Below are 15,761 nucleotides of genomic sequence, written 5' to 3' on the forward strand. Positions count from 1 at the left end.
AATTATGATTTGGAAGAAAGAAGGTCCACTGCTTTTTTCAACTGAGGATCCAACTCCATATCCGTCATACTTCTTTCTTTTTCAGATTGGGTTTTATTCTTATAAACTGCTCGAGCGACATCTGAACTAAGTTTGACCCCTTGTTCTTTCAGAGCTTTTTCGAAATTATTAAAATTCTGCTCATTATAGTCCGGATACTTTGCAACCAATTGGTCCAAAAGTTTTTTCTCGGTCATTTTTCTGAGATAAAAACGATCGTCTTCATTCGGCTCGATCGCCTTAACCGCAACGTCAGGCTGGATCCCTTTTCCGTGTAAGGATTTTCCGGAAGGTGTATAATATTTCTGTACCGTAAGTTTTACTGCCATTCCGAAAGAAAGAGGATAAACGATCTGAACAGAACCTTTTCCAAACGAAGTAGTTCCTACGATCTTTCCTCTTTTATGGTCTTGGATCGCGCCTGCAAAAATTTCGGAAGCGGATGCGGAACCTTCATTGATCAAAACAACCAGAGGAATGGTCGCATACTTTTCTCCACGATTCGTGGATTTGGAAACGTCTGCGAGTTCTCCGCCTCTTCCTCGAACGGAAACTATATCCAATCCTTCCGGAAGAAAAATATCGGAAAGAGAAACTGCTAAAGGCAATAATCCACCAGGATTCATCCTTAGATCTACGACCAGTCCTTCCGCTTTTTTATCCGACAAAGATTTGAGATGTTTTTTAAACTCTTCTAATGTATTCTCTCCCATGAATTGGTTCAAACGGAGATAGCCCACTTTTTCTTTTTCAAAGAAATAGGAGCGAACATATCGGATCTTGATATTTTCACGAACAAGAGTGAATTGAAGAGGCTCTTTTACGTTCTTTCTTTCCACTTTGATACTTACGGAACTTCCAGGTTTCCCTCGCATCAATTTGATGCCTTCCGAGTATCCTAAGTTTGCAGTACTTTTTCCGTCGATCTCTATGATCCGATCCTGAGGTAAGATCCCTGCTTTCATCGCAGGAGTATCTTCGATAGGAGAAACTACTACGATCGCGCCGTCGGTGTACGCGACTTCCATCCCCACTCCACCGAAAGACCCTCTGGTCTCTTCTCTCATTTGCCTATATTCTTCTTCTTCTAAAAAAGTAGAATGAGGATCACCGAGAGAACCGAGCATTCCTTTGATCGCTCCGAGGAAAACTTTTTCTTCATCCACGGTTTCGACATAACCGTTTTGCATAAGTCCGAAAACTTCATGGAATAATTGCAGATATTTTTCAGCAGTCTCAGAAACCGCTTTTGCTTGGACCGGACGGAATACTATTAAGGTAAAAAGGACAAGAACCGTTCCTGCCCAGGCGAATCTTTCTTTATTTTTCATTTTTACCGACCAATGCAAAATATGTTTTAGGGTATTTGATCCGGATCTGTTCTATTACAGAATCCTTATCTAGTTGATATCTTTCGCAGGCAGCTTCTAAAATTTCTGGATCTGTTCGGATCGTTTGTTCGGAAGTGTAATTTAATCTTTCCGCAAGCCTGGCTTCGGTTAGATATTCTAATACAAGTTTTAAGTCGCGATCACCGATCTCTTTTTTTCGAGAGGCACAATTGAATAAGAGAAGTAAAAGGAATAATGCCGCAGAAATGCGGAAAAAGGAAAGATTGTTCACTCTTTCAAAATCTTTCCTTGATCGGGACCAAGTGTCAACTAGGAAATCCGGAAATCGGATCAATACGAACGATAGAGTCCGATGAGTTTTCCTACGATGACGACTTTTTTACTACGGATCGGTTTGTATTTTGGATTACGAGCTTCCAAACGGATATGATCCGCCTCTTTAAAATATACTTTTAATGTAGCCTCGTCTTCGATCAGGGCAACTACGATCTCCCCATTACGAGCGATGTCTTTTTTTTGTATGATAGCAACATCCCCATCATTGATCCCAGCCTCGATCATCGAATCTCCCTGCACTTTTAAAGCAAAGGTGATCCCTTTGGATGCCATTTCTTCCGGAACAGGAATATAAGCTTCAATGTTCTCTTCTGCGAGGATCGGTAGACCAGCGGCCACTCGCCCTAAGAGAGGAATGCTTGGAGTAGGAACAGGTAGACTTTCGAAAGGACTCTGACGGGTAAGCTCGATTGCGCGGGATTGATTTTTGGAAGTCTTGAGGTATCCTTTCTTTTCGATCGCTTTGAGATGATCGTAAGCGCCTTTTGCTGTGATCCCAAACTCATCTCCGATCTCTCGGATTGTAGGAGGAAAGCCTCTTTCTTTGATTACACTGGTAATAAATTGTAAAACTGCGAGCTGCTTTTCCGTTAAGTCCTTCATGCTTAACAAGTTATTAGTGAATAAATGTTTTGCAAGTACTTTTTTGGGAGGAGGTAAAAAATAAAAAACCGATCCAAGACCAAGAGATTTTTTATATAGACATTCCTTAACTATTAGTCTAAAATTAGACTAATAGTAGACTACTACTTATATGAAGAAAGTAAATCTAAGCAAAGCGAAAGCCCATTTAGGGAAGTACCTGAAAGCAGCAAGCGCAGGGGAACAGATCGTTATCTTAGAAAGAAATCGCCCTGTGGCAGAACTAAAACCTATTTTCGAAACGATCCGGATCAGACGTTTAAAGCCCGGAATTTTAACCGGAAAGTTTTCAGTGCCTGATGATTTTAATTCTCCCTTATCCGAATTCGAATCCGATTATTACGGAGATCAGGTTTGAGAGTTATCTTATTAGATACCCAAATCATACTTTGGTTTTTACTGAACGATCCCAAACTTCCCGAAAAAGTAAAAGAAGTCTCTAAAGAAGAAGATACACGCTTCCTATTCCATCAAGTATCCATCTGGGAGATACAGATCAAATATGATCTGGGGAAATTGCCCTTGCATGACGCGCCTGAAAACTTTTTTGTCAAAGCTTGTATCCAATCCGGCTTAGACAAAGCGGATCTACAAGACGAAGCGATCTTCTTCTTAAGTAAACTCCCTAATTTGCATAGGGATCCATTCGATCGATTGCTTCTATCTCACGCCATGGTGAACGGTTGGGAATTCGCTACTGCGGACGAGGTATTGAAAAAATACCCTGTCCGTATATTATAAATTACTAAAACTTTAGATACTCGCTCTTTAGAACGAATGAACCTTTGGAGACAACTTCCGATCCGTCAGGAAGTCCTCCGAGTATAATGACATCGTCTTCGATGGTATCTCCCACCACAACATTAATCGCTTCGAAATTCCCTTCTCCGCGAGGAACAAATACAAAAGACTTTCCTTCTATCTCGTGGACAGCTTCTAGAGGGACCATTTTACGTTTTCCTCCACCGGAACTGACTACAAGACCTGCAACCTTGGCGGTCACTGTTTGACCCGGTTTCAATTTATTTCCCTTGTTGGAAACCATGATCCGAAGTTTTGCGGTACGTTTAATATTATCCAAAACGGTTCCTACATAACCGACTTTTCCTTGGATCTGTATATCACTATGCTCGTCTCCTAAAGGAAAGATGGTTGCTTGAGCACCCTCTCTCACTCCGGCGAGATCTTTTTCGTATACATCTAATAACACCCAAAGATGACTTAAATTCGCGATAGTGAATAATTCCTCATTTCGAGTTACTTGTTGGCCCAAGATTGCCTTTCTTTCGGTAACTTCTCCGTTGATCGGACTTCTTAAAATTAAATTAGAAGAAACGTAAATCCCTCTTTCGATCCCTTCTATCTCGGAAGGTGTAAGACCGTAATTGTCCAATTTGATCCGAGTGGTTTCAACTTCCGTTCTTGCGGTTTTATATTGCATGGTCGCGAACTCGTATTCTTTTGCAGAAGTAACTTTCATTTCGAAAAGTTCCTTAGCACGGTCCGCTTGCATCTTTAATGCGTCCAAGGAGGCCCTTGCTTTCACATAAGCGGCTTCCACTTCTCCCAATTGTATGGAAGAAAGGATCGCGAGAGGAGATCCTTGGCTTACCTTGTCCCCTTCTTTTACCAAAACCTTTTTGATCCTTGCTTCTACCTGGGATCCTACCTTTGCCATACTTTCCGGATCGTAGGTAATCCTACCAGGCAAGGCAAGTTCTTCGAATTGAGAGACTTCTTTTAAACCGACGTAAGTGAGAGGATGTCTTCTTAAAACATCTTCCGGAACAGTGAAGACGTTTCGATTCTCTTCGACCTGTTTTTTTTCGGGTTTTTTCTTGGACAAATATTTATAACCGAAAAAGGCGATCGTGATCCCCAATGCCAAAACGATTAATACTTTATATTTTTGGAATAATGCTTTCATGATCATTCTCCCTTCGCCTTATCACTGGAGGAAATTTCCGCAATTTTACCTGTCGCGGCTTTATACGCTTCTACAGCGTTAAAATATAGATAGAGTAGATCGTAGTATTCTCGGAGGATGGTGAGGTAATTTTTTTCTGCTTGAAGGAAGGTAACTTGATCGGAGGCGCCACGGACATATGCGATCCTGGATTTTTCTTCTAACTGTTTGTTCTTTTGAAGAAGATTGATCCTTTCGTATTTGGTCAAAAGTTCTTCCCGAGCTAATAATTCCTTTTTAGCCGCTTCTATTTCCGCGATCACTTCGCGTTTTTTCGCATCCAAGGCCAATTCGAATTTTCTGTATTCTTCTTTTGCAGAATATACTTTTCCTTGTCCTCTATCATTCATAGGGATAGGAATGGATGCGAATACTCCTCCGTAATTTTCCCCACCTTTGACTCTCCACTCTCCGCCTAACTGTAGCCAGCCGAAGGACTCCCTTCTTTGCAGTTCGATATTCATCTTCTTTTCTTGGAGTCTTTGTTCCAAGGCGGTAACGTCCGGGCGCTCTATAGAAGGAAAGTCCTCTTTTAGGTGGAGGCCCATTTCGTCCAAGGGCCTGAATCTCATGGAGTCTACTTTAAATGCGAATACACCTTCTTCTTCCGAAAGCCCGGAAAGAATTCGAAGGTCTTTTTCGATCGACTGTCTTCGAACAATCGCGTCACGATAAAATTTTTCGACCTGGATCCTTTCCAACTCCAAACGTTCGAATTCCAAAGGAGAAATATCTCCCTTCTGCACTCTGAACTTTGTGAGCTCCAAAAGATCGCTATAGTTTTCGTAGAATTCCTTATTGGTATCTACTAAAAGAGTTAAAAATACGAATGCCCAATAATTTTGGCGAAGTCTCATCCTAAAGATCCGATCGAAATTTCGGAAGTCTTGGATAGAAGCTTCGAATGATTTTTTTGCAACTCTGGTCCGAAGAGGAACTACTCCGTACACATCCACTTCTTGGTAAAGTCCAGGCGCTGTTTCCGGGCTTCCCCCTTGGGAATTCGGGGTTCCTCCGATGAACTGCTGTTGGAATTGCATCACAGGATTTCTATATAAGGAAGCGGTAATCACCCTTCCTCTTTCGATCCCCATATTCTGCCTTTCGGATAAATAGAGAGGGTTGTTCGAGACCGCATATTCGGTCAGCCGATCCACATCCCAATCGATCACCTTTCCTGCAGCTTGTGTATTCGTAGAAGAAGCTGTAGTAGTTACCGGAGGCACACTAGGATTCGGTTTATTAGAACTTGAATTTTGGAGATTTCCTTTTTTCTCTTCCGAACCTGATTCGAAAGGGATTGTTTCCGGAAAAACGACCATCCCAAAAGGGAATAAGAATGAGGAAGCGGCAAAAATAAAAAGAAGGATCCAACTTCTAGTCTTTTGATAGGAAGTTCTATCGAGTAGATCTTGTTCGGTTAACAATTGGAATTCCCGCATCCTCTTTCCTTATGACTATTTCAATACCAAGCCCTGGTAGAGCAAGTCCGTTTGCTTTTTTAGAAGGCTTAATCTGAAGTTTAGAAAAGCCTGAATAAGTACCATTTCCCGTCCTGCTTTATGAAATACGGATTGATGAGTTCTTTTTCCAATTTGGGATTTTCTCTGAACCTAAGTTTGAGTTCGCAGGCGATTTTACTCTCGTAATAAAAATCGGCTTCCACTCCTCCGGAAGAAAGGAACAGATCTCGGACGGTCCTTACCTCATTTGAGCCCTTTTGTTTTGCGAGAAGCTCTCGATCGAAAAAATAGGTCCGAAAATAATTCTCTGTCGAAGAAAGTTCTGAGATCAGTTGCTCTTTGGTCCAATTTCCTTTCAGATCCAGATAAATCCCTTCTTTCTTGGAAACCAGATCCGGTAAAAAATTCAAATCCTTAGCAACTGTTCCATCGATCAGTCGTTTTAGGATCTTAAGAATTTCTTCCGTGTCTTTTGTATGATCTCCAATATGCCCCGCTAAAAAAACTTTGCCCTGTCTGATCTCGGGAGGAAGTTCCGGATTTCTTTTAGTAGAAATCAGATTTTCTCCAAAACTTATGCAATGAAACTGTAATAGAAAAAAACTAAAAAAAACGAATCTAAAAAGATAGGACAGAGCCGATCGAGAACCGGAACTAAAAGAAATAGATTGGGAACCGAATTTAAAAGGCAAAACAAGTCCGAACGAAGATAGATGGAACATTGGTAAGACCTCTTTAGAAAGTTTAAGTTCCCTTATCCTTGGGACTTCAGTGCCTTTTTTAACAATTCTTCTAAATCCCTGCCGTATAATACCGAGAGCCTGGATGGGTTATCCGCCAAAAACCTTCGAGCTCCTTCCGTGAACTCTGCATCACCTACGATAAATGCCTTATCGAGTCCGAGGTCTTTGACTTGGCTCAAAGTGTCCCTCAAGAAAATGTCCGATATTTTAGCGTCTTTCCATTTTCTAAATTTGAATAATGCTCTGGTTTCTTTGTCGGTTTTATTCAATCCTTGGAAATTGACCCCGTCTCCTTCTTTGTTCGGGATCTCTCTACTAACAGTATAATTCAGGGCAAGGACCACTTTGACACAAAGGTTCTTAAAATCGACTCCCTTAAGTGATCGGTAATGATCCATAGCGCTGATCCCGATCTTATTAACGTCTACTATGATCTTATTTCCTTCTTCGTCTATGATCCCTTTAATATGGAAAGACTTAGAGGATTTTAAACCCGAGATCTCATAATAACGTTCTACAGGAAACAGCTCTGCGAATAATTTTCCGATTTCCTGATCCGGACTAAATCCGTTTTTAGAAACCTTTCCAAGTTCTAATCGTTTGGTCTCGACCTGATATTTATAATTCGCAAGTTCTATGATGCGATCGTCGTCCACTCTTTCGGATTCGGCTTCGATCAGATATTCGCTTGCGTCTTCTAATCTTCCCATCTTGACCGCGATGAGCGAGAAATGAAAATCGGAATCTATCATTTCCTGTTTCCATCCATTGTTCCTCGCGGTCTCCATGCATAATCTGGAATGTTTTAATGCTTCATTCCAATTTTCTTTTAGTATGAATTCCAACATGATAAACTGGAACAATGTGTATCTCACATATTCGTCCGTCACAACATCTACTACAGAGTTTGCGACTCTGATGGACTCGTCATGCTCTCCTGCTCTGGAAAGTGCTACCGCATACAAAAAACCTGCGACGGAAGATGTTGGATCTTCTTCAAATGCTCTTTGGAAATATGTTCTAGGGTCCCCTTTTCTAAGGATCGCTGAAACAACTCCCTTGCCGATCAGAAGTGCAGGCATTTTCAGTTTTTCATCCGGAACTCTTGAAAGGAATTTGTCTGCGATCCCGAATTCTTTTTGTCCGATCGCCATAAATCCGATCCGGATACAAGCTTCTAAATTATCCGGGTCTACTGAAAGTGTATCTGAATAGTGAAAGACCGCCTCTTCGTATAGGTCCTGTTGGTAAAAAATATCTGCGATCCTATTTGAAACTGCAACTTCGGAAATTTCCTTATCGAAGGTCCCGATCTTTTTTACCTTATCTAAATGTTTGGCTTCGTTTGTATAATCGCCTTCCATGGCGTAAATTTTTGCCATGATGAAATGAGCTTTCGCGTTAGAAGGATTTGAATCCAGTATATCACGGATCAAGATCCTGGAATCCACATAGTTTCCCATGGCCGCAAGAGCGAGTGCTTTCTCAAAAGAGTCCTTCTTGGACTGAATGAGAAAGGAACCTGCCGCGACGATCAGGATGATTCCAGCTGCAACGAGAACTACAAAGATCATTTTTCGGAATTTCTGCTATTAACTAAATAAATGTTGGATAAAATCAAACGTTTTCAATATCCTGCTCCCGATGGGAAGAATCACTTACCTGAGGTTTGCATTTTCCCTCTTCGTTCGGGATTGGACCACCAGCGTTTTGCATGTCGTATTCTCGACATTTTTCGCTTACGGATTTTTATTCGGATTTTTCTCCTTTCGTACGGAAAAAATACCCACCAACCTTTCTAGTATCGATCTGTTCTTGAATTCTCCGTATCTGCTTTTATCTCTTTGTGGCCTGGCTTTCATTTTTATGAGCATTGTCCGGGTCACGACTCGTTCCGGGGATAACGGTATAATGATGGCGGTAGGTGGCAATCGAAAGGGAGTCGTGTTCCTGCAAACCATGGAATTGTGGATCATTCACGGGATCGGCTTCCTTGCAGCACTGATTTTGAGCGTTTTTATCCCTTTCGGAAAGTCCGAATTGGTTTCTCCCCTCGACTATATCGGCAGTTTGGCGGCAGAAATTATTCTCACCGGGGCAACCGGGGCATTTGTAGCATATCTTCACACTTTAGTAGATCCGTATCAATCTATTAGGAGGGGAAAATGATCCTTCGGATTAATAATCTCTCCAGACAGTACGGTTCTACCAAGGCGGTAAATGGGATCTCGTTCGATATTAATCAATCCGACTATGTCGCGATTGTAGGACCTTCCGGTTCGGGTAAAACCACACTCCTTTCCATGATCACCGGAATGTTATCCAGTAGCTCCGGAGAAATTTACTTCGACACTCTCAGACTTTCTTCCATGAGCAAAGGTGAACTCGCAAAATTTAGAGCGAGAAATATCGGGCTCATCTTTCAATTTTCAGAACTAGTATCTCATTTAAGTGTAGAAGAGAATATTCTACTTCCGGCACTTCTCGTAGGAAAATTCGAAGAGCAGGAATACAGAGAAAAATGTGAATATCTGATTTCCAGTTTGAACTTACATCCTATCCGGAACCAACTTCCGACCAGCCTTTCCGGTGGACAGATCCAGATGACTGCGATCGCAAGGGCGCTCATCAACGAGCCTGAAATTTTATTAGCGGACGAGCCTTCGGGAGATTTGGATCCTGAAAACAGCGAGCTTGTTCGTAAACTTCTCTCTGACTTCAATTCCAGAGGTCTTACAATCCTACTCGTGACTCATGATATGAATTTAGCTTTCGACGCAAAAACGATTTACGAAATGAGAGAAGGAAGTTTTACCAGAGTCGTAAAATGAGATCTATCATCGGCGTTGATATAGGCGCTCAAAGTATTAAAGCCTGCCTAACAAACGAAACCGGAAAAATCTTTTTTCAATCCGATCGTAAGACCGGACCGGGAATGGATTCGAAACTTTTTTTGTCCTTATTGGAAAATCAAATCTCCGAACTAGTTTCGAAATCAGAAAATCCGATCTCAGGGATAGGACTTGGAAGTCCCGGACCGATAGATAAAGAAAACGGAATATTAGTATCTTCTGCAAATCTTCCTTTGCTAAAGAATGTTCAGTTAGTCGGTTTTTTAAAGGAGAAGTTCGGTGTCCCCGTATTCTATGATAACGACGCGAACTGCGCTGCGATCGGAGAATATTGGTTTGGAGAAGGGAAAAATTCTCCGAACCTGATCGTTCTCACTTTGGGAACAGGACTCGGCGGAGGCTGGGTCTTAGAAGGAAAACTTTTCGACGGTTATTTAGGAAATTCTATGGAAGTAGGACATACTACCATCCATCCTAATGGAGCACTCTGTGGTTGCGGACAAAAAGGATGCGCAGAGGCTTATTTTAGTGCGAGTGGATTTTCTTCTAGATTTTTAGAAAAGACAGGATCCACTCTTCCGGATATCCAAACATTATTCGATCTAACCACACAAGATCATAAAGAAGCCAACGAAATTCTGGAAGAAGGGATCGAAGCACTAGCACAATTGATCCGTAATCTGATCCATCTACTCAATCCGAAACATATAGTTCTTTCCGGAGGGATCGCTAAGTCCTATTCCTTTTTCGGAAAACGACTTGAAAACAGGGTGAAAGAAATCATATTTCCCATATTCAAAGAATACGTTAAAATACTTCCTGGAGAATCCGTAACAGGTGCTCTAGGAGCAGCAAGTTTGTGTTTGGACAATAAATCATGACAGATCCGAATTGTATATTTTGTAAGATCATCAACAAAGAAATACCTGCCAGAATAGAATTCGAGGATGAAAACCTATTAGCTTTTCATGATATTGCTCCTCAAGCGCCTACGCATGTTCTAGTAATTCCCAAAAAACATATCGTAGACCTGGATAAAACAGGTCCCGAGGACAAAGCCCTCCTCGGCGAAATTTTACATAGAGCTTCCGAAATCGCAAAATCCTTGGGGTTAAACAAAGACGGTTTCCGAGTGGTAAATAATATGGGAGTGTTAGGCGGACAAACGGTCTTTCATCTTCATTTCCATATTTTGGGTGGAAGACAAATGAAATGGCCTCCGGGTTGATAGAGCGCGGAGATCGATTTTGAAAAAATTATTATTCGGTTTTTTGATCAGTGCGGTATCCTTAGGTTTCCTATTCTGGAATCTGGATCTTTCAGGCTTTAGTTCCATCCAAGAAAGATGGAAACCGATCTTCCTAATTCCGTTCTTTATCGCAATACTCTGGGGTTTGCTACTATTCTCATGGAGATGGTATTTATTATTAAATAAAAAAGTACCGTTTAGAACCGCACTTCTTTCCGCATATATTGGAGTAGGAGCAAATCAATTCCTTCCTGCTAGAGGTGGGGATCTATTTAGATTGTATCTCTGTAAAAAAGGAGAAGATATCGGATACGGAAGTTTGGTAAGTGGGATCTTTTTGGAAAAGGTCTTGGACTTCTCCTTCATCTTTTGTGCGGGGCTAGGAGCACTTTTCATTCTAGGCGTGAATCAGTCCGAAACTAAAATCCTTTTCCCATTGCTCGGTATCCTAGGAATATTCTCTGCACTCGCGATCGTTCGCTTCTTTCATAAACAATTGATCTCTTTGGGGGAATTCCTATTTTCCAAGATCGGAAAAAAGGAATTTTTCTCCGAAAAACTTGCGCCACAGGTTTTCGAACTCGGAAGTTTTTTAACATTTCGTAATGTATCTAGTTACGGATTATTAACTGCAGCTACTTGGCTTTTCGGTTATGCGATCCATTATACCTTATTACAATATTTAGTAGGGATCCATTTAAGTCCATTAGAGACTGTATTCATTATGTTCTGCGGTGCTGTCGGAGTAATGGTCCCTTCCGCTCCTTCCGGGGCTGGAGTATATCACGCTTCCATCACTTCAGGATTCGTTCTCTTAGGAAGAGAAAGTTCGGAAGGCCTAGTGTATGCTACCACTGTACATTTAGGGCAAATGGTAGCTTTAGGAATATTAACCGCGATCCTTTATATTTACTGGTCTTTTACCGGAAAAGAGAAACAGGGATCCGGCCTATCTCTTAAGAACTGAAAACTTTATTTTCTATCTTTGCATTCACTTTAGTTCCTGAAGATATCGTTTGATAGACTACGCAATATCTTTCAGTAAGTTTTAGTAATGTCTGGATTTTTTCTTGATCCGCATTTGAAACCAAATCGAAAGATAAACGAATATCAGAAAACCCTACAGGCGATTCTTTCGACACTCCTAAGGTCCCTCTAAAATCCAAATCTCCTTCCGCATTCACAATTCCTTCTTGGATCTGTATTCCGAGAGAAGTTGCCACTGCGCTCAAAGTCACTCCTGCACAAGCGACTAAAGCTTCTAATAGTAAATCGCCTGAGCAAAGCTGCATTCCGTCTCCTCCTGTAGCAGGATGAAGTCCGGCACTCGCCAATGCCCTACCTGTTTCTACGTTACAGGAAATACCCTCACCTAATTTTCCTTTCGCTCTTAATGTGAAAATTGCTGCATCAGGATTTTCACGATATTTATCTTTTAAAGGAGTTTGTATTTTTTTTAATTCCTCTGAATTCATACACCGGCTCTATCTAATTTTCTCGGCCCAAAAAAATTCAGAGACCGATATCGATACAACAATCAAATCTTGGATATATTCGGAGAAATTTAAGAATGATCCTATACAATTCCCCCCGGATCGATTTCAGAAACAAAACCTGATATAACACAAACTTACTAAACCGAAATCTGATCATATTCCGCTAAAATCTAAAATTCTTTCGCCTATTTCCGGTTTTATGAGATTTTTCGCCGTTTTTTGCGTCGGATACGTTTTGGAATGATTTTTTTATTTCCAAATCCAATCCTCCTAGGTAATTTCTAAACCCTCTAATTCTATGGATAAATCTAAAAACGGAAAAAACTCTCGAGTAGTTATCACAGGAATCGGAGTCATTCTTCCGAATACTTTCAGTGTTCAGGACTTCTGGACAAATCTTTCCGAAGGGAAATCTCAACTAGACTTTATCACTCGTTTTCCAACGGAAGACTTCCCGATTAAAGTCGCGGGAGAAATGAATACTTTCGACTGGAAAAAACATCTTCCGGATCTGAGTGATAAATATTCAAAAAATTATAATACGGAAACTCTTGCATTGATGGCTGCTATGGAAGAGGCAAATAAGGACGCAGGAATTAAAAAAGGAGAAATCGCTCCTAGTAGGGTCGGCTTCATAGATTCTTCCTCTAGAGCCTCGATGGCTTGGTGGGATTTTGCCTGGAGAAAATATTTAGAAGAAAAAGATCATAATGTTTTCGATCGATATTCTGTTCTTACTTCCATGGCTTCCAATCCTACAAACCTGACAGCGATCAACGCGAATATACAAGGTTTTGTAACTACAGTTTCTGCGGCATGTGTCGGAGGACATCACGCGATCAGCTTATGTTACCAAGCGATCCGAAAAGGTAGAGCAGAAGTAATGTATGCAGGAGGCCATGAATTTCCATTGCTCAAACCTTTGATGATGATGTATTCAGATCCTTTGAGTAGAGTAATGTCTACCGAGAAGGATAATCCTAAAAAAGGAATTCGTCCTTATGATAAGAATCGAGATGGATTTTTGTTAGGAGAAGGCGCGGTCGTTTTGGTAATGGAAAGATTAGATAGGGCCATACAAAGAGGAGCAAGGATCTACTCCGAAGTTTTAGGAACATATAGTTATAACGAAGCGGATCATGCGATGAGAATGGACATGACCGGAAAAAAAGCCACTAACGGACTACGCCATCTTCTCAAGATCAGTGGATTACGTTTAGGTGATATAGATTATTTCTGCGGACATGGAACCGCAACACATAATAACGATTTAGCGGAAAGTAGAGCGATCAGTCAGCTTTATGATGAGAAACCCAAATTTCATTGGGCGCCCGTAGGTTCCATCAAACCGATCTTCGGTCATACTTTCGGAGCAGCCGGGATTATTAATGTTGCGGCAACCTCTCTCATGCTAAAAAATCAAACTCTTTGTCCTACGATCAATTTGGAAGAACCGGATCCTGAATGCGACCATGATCATGTTGCAGAAGGAGCGAGGAAAACAAAGGTACGAAACGCAATCTCTATGGCGTTCGCGATCGGAAGCCAATCTTCTTTTGTCAGTTTAGCAGCACCCGAATTTTGAGGAATATATGCAGTTATCAAAACAATATAATGTCTTAAAAAGGACCGGAGTCGCTCTTTTATATAAAGGACCTTTTTCAGAAACTACGATTTCTTCTTTGAACGATCTTCTGAAAGAGAAATTAGAAGGAGAGAAAAAGAAAAATCGGATCCTGACTGTCTTTGTGGAAATGGCACAAAACGTAGCTCATTATTCCATAGAAAGGGACGAGAAAAGTGGGATCGGAATTTTAGTTTTAAGAAGAAAGGCCCATAACTGGGAACTGAATTGCGGAAATGCGATCACCAGAGAACAGGCTGATTTTTTAACAAAACGTTTAGAAGAAACCAAACAATATTCCCAAGAAGAACTCAAACAAAAGTATAATGAACAGATCCGATCCGACAGACCTGAAAAAAGCAAGGGAGCCGGTTTAGGATTTTACGAGATCGCAAGAAAATCGGATATGCCTTTAGTCTATCAATTTGAAGAGTCTGGAGATTCGGAAGAGATTTTCTTTAGACTTACCGCAAGATTCCTATTGGAAGGCGCCTACTCCACCGGTCTCTAAACTCTTTCGTATAAAAATTCGGAAGATTCAACGTAGAATCCAGGAAGTACATCGCTAATGATTATTCTTCCGGATTCTTTTTTCCAAATCTGATTGTTTTGGTTTTTCCACACCTGTATCATTTGGTGATTCGGATCTATAATCCAATATTCTTTTACACCGCAGGCAAGATACCGATCCGCTTTTTTACCTAAATCTAAACTTCGAGTAGATTCACTTAAAACTTCACATACCAAATCTGGAACTCCACGAATATGATCTTGGATAGAATTTTTATTTTCGTTCAGGATCACGCTGATATCAGGTCTTAGCACATATTTAGGATCTGGGAAAAAACTATCGGTTTCCATTGTCATTCTTGCAATCGGATTTCTGCGTAAGTATTCTCTCAATTTATATACAAAGATAGATTGATTTTCCCCATGAATAAAAAAAGCACTTGGACTCAAACACAATACTCCTTCGATTAATTCGTACTTGAATCCGTCTTCTGGAAGATTGTTGTATTCCTCTTGGGTGAGCGCCTTTCCTAAATTAGGAGAAAATCGGTGTGCAGATAGCAGGGCAGTCATAAAAAAGATTATAGGTGGAAAAATTTTTGGATCAATAGAAAAAGAGCGGAACGAAAATTCCAAACCGGAAAAGTCATTCCGGAGTTTTAAATTATAAAAATAGAATATAAATTCAGATCTCGTCAATCCGGATCACTAAAATAGTATGATTGTCTTTAGTTAGTCTAAGATTTGCCTCTTCCGAAAGTATCCTACAAGTCTCTCTCAGATCCTCGTGTTCTCTCATGATCTTTTCGATCTGATCTATATTCAGGACTTCCGTCAGTCCATCCGTGCAGATGAGAAGAAAATCTCCCGAAGAGAATTTTCCGGAAAAATCAAATGTGTCGACTTCTATACTTTTTGTTCCGCCACCGATACAGCTTGTGAGCAAATTTCGACCATAACTGGAACCCAACTCTTCCCCGATATTATGATCTACAGTAACCTTGCTCAGACCATTTTTATTGAGATGATAAAGCCTGCTATCTCCTACATTAAAGATCCAAGATTTTCTTTTTCCTAAAAGACAACCGACTAGTGTAGTTCCCATCTTGGGTTTCCCTATAGATTCTCCGTAGGCATTTACTTCATTATTAATTTTACGTAGAAGATTTTTCCAACCGGAAGAAGGGAGTTCCTCGATGGGTCGGATCGCCTTCTCCATCCAAGAAAGTTTTTCTAGAGCGACTCTGCTTGCAATCTCCCCTGCCTCATGTCCGCCCAATCCGTCTGCGAGTGCGAATAGCCCTGCCGTCTCATCCGTATCTAAAATTTGTACGGTATCAGACTCTCCATGGGTTTGTCCACAGACCAAATTTTCATGAGCTAGAAAGGAATCCTCATTATGAGATCTAAAATTCCCTTTGTCTGTGATGGCATAATACCGAAGTTTCATATTTTTTTGGTCGGAAAAACCGATTACGAAAATTTTCGA

General features: G+C 40.9%; 19 protein-coding genes. 9 read left to right on the top strand and 10 right to left on the bottom strand.

The window, feature by feature from the left end; all coding sequences use genetic code 11:
• Positions 1-2: 2 nt before the first annotated feature.
• The 3 genes from EHQ64_RS19485 to lexA are packed head-to-tail and all read right to left on the bottom strand — an operon-like array spanning position 3 to position 2,330.
• A complete protein-coding gene (locus EHQ64_RS19485; RefSeq protein WP_135651480.1) occupies positions 3-1,370 on the bottom strand; it encodes a S41 family peptidase in 1,368 nt (455 codons plus the stop codon).
• On the bottom strand, positions 1,360-1,662 hold the full coding sequence (locus EHQ64_RS19490) for an LA_1448 family UV-C exposure upregulated protein (protein ID WP_135651481.1): 303 nt from the start codon (positions 1,660-1,662) through the stop codon (positions 1,360-1,362). The genes EHQ64_RS19485 and EHQ64_RS19490 overlap by 11 nt, the downstream gene beginning before the upstream one ends.
• Positions 1,663-1,721: 59 nt before the next feature.
• Complete coding sequence (lexA, locus tag EHQ64_RS19495) at positions 1,722-2,330, bottom strand: transcriptional repressor LexA (RefSeq protein ID WP_135651482.1); 609 nt, start codon at positions 2,328-2,330, stop codon at positions 1,722-1,724.
• 151 nt (positions 2,331-2,481) lie between these two features.
• Here lexA and EHQ64_RS19500 point away from each other — a divergent pair, with 151 nt between their 5' ends.
• Both EHQ64_RS19500 and EHQ64_RS19505 read left to right on the top strand, forming a co-directional pair.
• Entirely contained in the window at positions 2,482-2,727 is a 246-nt protein-coding gene (locus EHQ64_RS19500) for a type II toxin-antitoxin system Phd/YefM family antitoxin (RefSeq protein WP_135651483.1), read from the top strand.
• Positions 2,724-3,110, top strand: a complete 387-nt coding sequence (locus EHQ64_RS19505; RefSeq protein ID WP_135651484.1) for a type II toxin-antitoxin system VapC family toxin — start codon at positions 2,724-2,726, stop codon at positions 3,108-3,110. The genes EHQ64_RS19500 and EHQ64_RS19505 overlap by 4 nt, the downstream gene beginning before the upstream one ends.
• Positions 3,111-3,114: 4 nt before the next feature.
• On the opposite strand, the gene EHQ64_RS19510 is transcribed toward EHQ64_RS19505, so the two are convergent.
• The 4 genes from EHQ64_RS19510 to EHQ64_RS19525 all read right to left on the bottom strand — a co-directional run bounded on the left by EHQ64_RS19510 (position 3,115) and on the right by EHQ64_RS19525 (position 8,115).
• Entirely contained in the window at positions 3,115-4,296 is a 1,182-nt protein-coding gene (locus tag EHQ64_RS19510) for an efflux RND transporter periplasmic adaptor subunit (protein WP_135651485.1), read from the bottom strand.
• Between the two features lie 2 nt (positions 4,297-4,298).
• Positions 4,299-5,657, bottom strand: coding sequence for a TolC family protein (locus tag EHQ64_RS19515; protein ID WP_246048863.1), 1,359 nt, complete (start codon positions 5,655-5,657; stop codon positions 4,299-4,301).
• Between the two features lie 200 nt (positions 5,658-5,857).
• Positions 5,858-6,520 carry a hypothetical protein gene (locus EHQ64_RS19520; RefSeq protein WP_342775383.1) on the bottom strand — a complete coding sequence of 221 codons (663 nt, stop codon included), beginning with the start codon at positions 6,518-6,520 and terminating at the stop codon, positions 5,858-5,860.
• A 32-nt stretch (positions 6,521-6,552) separates the two neighbouring features.
• A complete protein-coding gene (locus EHQ64_RS19525) occupies positions 6,553-8,115 on the bottom strand; it encodes a tetratricopeptide repeat protein (protein ID WP_135651487.1) in 1,563 nt (520 codons plus the stop codon).
• 292 nt (positions 8,116-8,407) lie between these two features.
• On the opposite strand from EHQ64_RS19525, the gene EHQ64_RS20450 reads away from it, so the two are divergent.
• Genes EHQ64_RS20450 through EHQ64_RS19550 form a run of 5 tightly spaced genes read left to right on the top strand, consistent with a single transcriptional unit; the run spans position 8,408 to position 11,609 of the window.
• Complete coding sequence (locus EHQ64_RS20450; RefSeq protein WP_246048853.1) at positions 8,408-8,710, top strand: hypothetical protein; 303 nt, start codon at positions 8,408-8,410, stop codon at positions 8,708-8,710.
• The gene (locus EHQ64_RS19535; RefSeq protein ID WP_135651489.1) at positions 8,707-9,372 is read left to right on the top strand and encodes an ABC transporter ATP-binding protein; all 666 of its coding nucleotides are present in this window, start codon (positions 8,707-8,709) and stop codon (positions 9,370-9,372) included. Before EHQ64_RS20450 ends, EHQ64_RS19535 begins: the two co-directional genes overlap by 4 nt.
• Entirely contained in the window at positions 9,369-10,274 is a 906-nt protein-coding gene (locus EHQ64_RS19540) for an ROK family protein (RefSeq protein WP_135651490.1), read from the top strand. The genes EHQ64_RS19535 and EHQ64_RS19540 overlap by 4 nt, the downstream gene beginning before the upstream one ends.
• A complete protein-coding gene (locus EHQ64_RS19545; RefSeq protein WP_135651491.1) occupies positions 10,271-10,621 on the top strand; it encodes a histidine triad nucleotide-binding protein in 351 nt (116 codons plus the stop codon). The genes EHQ64_RS19540 and EHQ64_RS19545 overlap by 4 nt, the downstream gene beginning before the upstream one ends.
• Positions 10,622-10,640: 19 nt before the next feature.
• The gene (locus EHQ64_RS19550) at positions 10,641-11,609 is read left to right on the top strand and encodes a lysylphosphatidylglycerol synthase transmembrane domain-containing protein (protein ID WP_135651492.1); all 969 of its coding nucleotides are present in this window, start codon (positions 10,641-10,643) and stop codon (positions 11,607-11,609) included.
• On the opposite strand, the gene EHQ64_RS19555 is transcribed toward EHQ64_RS19550, so the two are convergent.
• Positions 11,599-12,117, bottom strand: a complete 519-nt coding sequence (locus tag EHQ64_RS19555) for an OsmC family protein (RefSeq protein WP_135651493.1) — start codon at positions 12,115-12,117, stop codon at positions 11,599-11,601. The two genes, EHQ64_RS19550 and EHQ64_RS19555, sit on opposite strands and share 11 nt — an antisense overlap.
• Before the next feature lie 319 nt (positions 12,118-12,436).
• Here EHQ64_RS19555 and EHQ64_RS19560 point away from each other — a divergent pair, with 319 nt between their 5' ends.
• Both EHQ64_RS19560 and EHQ64_RS19565 read left to right on the top strand, forming a co-directional pair.
• Positions 12,437-13,723 (top strand): beta-ketoacyl-[acyl-carrier-protein] synthase family protein, encoded by a 1,287-nt coding sequence (locus EHQ64_RS19560; RefSeq protein ID WP_135651494.1) that lies wholly within the window; start codon positions 12,437-12,439, stop codon positions 13,721-13,723.
• A gap of 7 nt (positions 13,724-13,730) precedes the next feature.
• Positions 13,731-14,273, top strand: a complete 543-nt coding sequence (locus EHQ64_RS19565; protein ID WP_135651495.1) for a SiaB family protein kinase — start codon at positions 13,731-13,733, stop codon at positions 14,271-14,273.
• On the opposite strand, the gene EHQ64_RS19570 is transcribed toward EHQ64_RS19565, so the two are convergent.
• Together EHQ64_RS19570 and EHQ64_RS19575 are read right to left on the bottom strand one after the other, a co-directional pair.
• Positions 14,270-14,845 carry a Uma2 family endonuclease gene (locus tag EHQ64_RS19570; RefSeq protein WP_135651496.1) on the bottom strand — a complete coding sequence of 192 codons (576 nt, stop codon included), beginning with the start codon at positions 14,843-14,845 and terminating at the stop codon, positions 14,270-14,272. The two genes, EHQ64_RS19565 and EHQ64_RS19570, sit on opposite strands and share 4 nt — an antisense overlap.
• A gap of 112 nt (positions 14,846-14,957) precedes the next feature.
• Positions 14,958-15,722, bottom strand: coding sequence for a PP2C family protein-serine/threonine phosphatase (locus tag EHQ64_RS19575; RefSeq protein ID WP_135651497.1), 765 nt, complete (start codon positions 15,720-15,722; stop codon positions 14,958-14,960).
• Positions 15,723-15,761: the final 39 nt, after the last annotated feature.

Origin of the sequence: Leptospira sarikeiensis (assembly GCF_004769615.1) — a bacterium.
Lineage (GTDB): Bacteria > Spirochaetota > Leptospiria > Leptospirales > Leptospiraceae > Leptospira_B > Leptospira_B sarikeiensis.

Coding starts and splice junctions, on each gene's coding strand:
- EHQ64_RS19485 (WP_135651480.1), bottom strand. CDS start 1,370: ATGAAAAATAAAGAAAGATTCGCCTGGGCAGGAACGGTTCTTGTCCTT.
- lexA (WP_135651482.1), bottom strand. CDS start 2,330: ATGAAGGACTTAACGGAAAAGCAGCTCGCAGTTTTACAATTTATTACC.
- EHQ64_RS19500 (WP_135651483.1), top strand. CDS start 2,482: ATGAAGAAAGTAAATCTAAGCAAAGCGAAAGCCCATTTAGGGAAGTAC.
- EHQ64_RS19510 (WP_135651485.1), bottom strand. CDS start 4,296: ATGAAAGCATTATTCCAAAAATATAAAGTATTAATCGTTTTGGCATTG.
- EHQ64_RS19515 (WP_246048863.1), bottom strand. CDS start 5,657: ATGGTCGTTTTTCCGGAAACAATCCCTTTCGAATCAGGTTCGGAAGAG.
- EHQ64_RS19520 (WP_342775383.1), bottom strand. CDS start 6,520: ATGTTCCATCTATCTTCGTTCGGACTTGTTTTGCCTTTTAAATTCGGT.
- EHQ64_RS19525 (WP_135651487.1), bottom strand. CDS start 8,115: ATGATCTTTGTAGTTCTCGTTGCAGCTGGAATCATCCTGATCGTCGCG.
- EHQ64_RS20450 (WP_246048853.1), top strand. CDS start 8,408: ATGAGCATTGTCCGGGTCACGACTCGTTCCGGGGATAACGGTATAATG.
- EHQ64_RS19535 (WP_135651489.1), top strand. CDS start 8,707: ATGATCCTTCGGATTAATAATCTCTCCAGACAGTACGGTTCTACCAAG.
- EHQ64_RS19540 (WP_135651490.1), top strand. CDS start 9,369: ATGAGATCTATCATCGGCGTTGATATAGGCGCTCAAAGTATTAAAGCC.
- EHQ64_RS19545 (WP_135651491.1), top strand. CDS start 10,271: ATGACAGATCCGAATTGTATATTTTGTAAGATCATCAACAAAGAAATA.
- EHQ64_RS19555 (WP_135651493.1), bottom strand. CDS start 12,117: ATGAATTCAGAGGAATTAAAAAAAATACAAACTCCTTTAAAAGATAAA.
- EHQ64_RS19560 (WP_135651494.1), top strand. CDS start 12,437: ATGGATAAATCTAAAAACGGAAAAAACTCTCGAGTAGTTATCACAGGA.
- EHQ64_RS19565 (WP_135651495.1), top strand. CDS start 13,731: ATGCAGTTATCAAAACAATATAATGTCTTAAAAAGGACCGGAGTCGCT.
- EHQ64_RS19570 (WP_135651496.1), bottom strand. CDS start 14,845: ATGACTGCCCTGCTATCTGCACACCGATTTTCTCCTAATTTAGGAAAG.
- EHQ64_RS19575 (WP_135651497.1), bottom strand. CDS start 15,722: ATGAAACTTCGGTATTATGCCATCACAGACAAAGGGAATTTTAGATCT.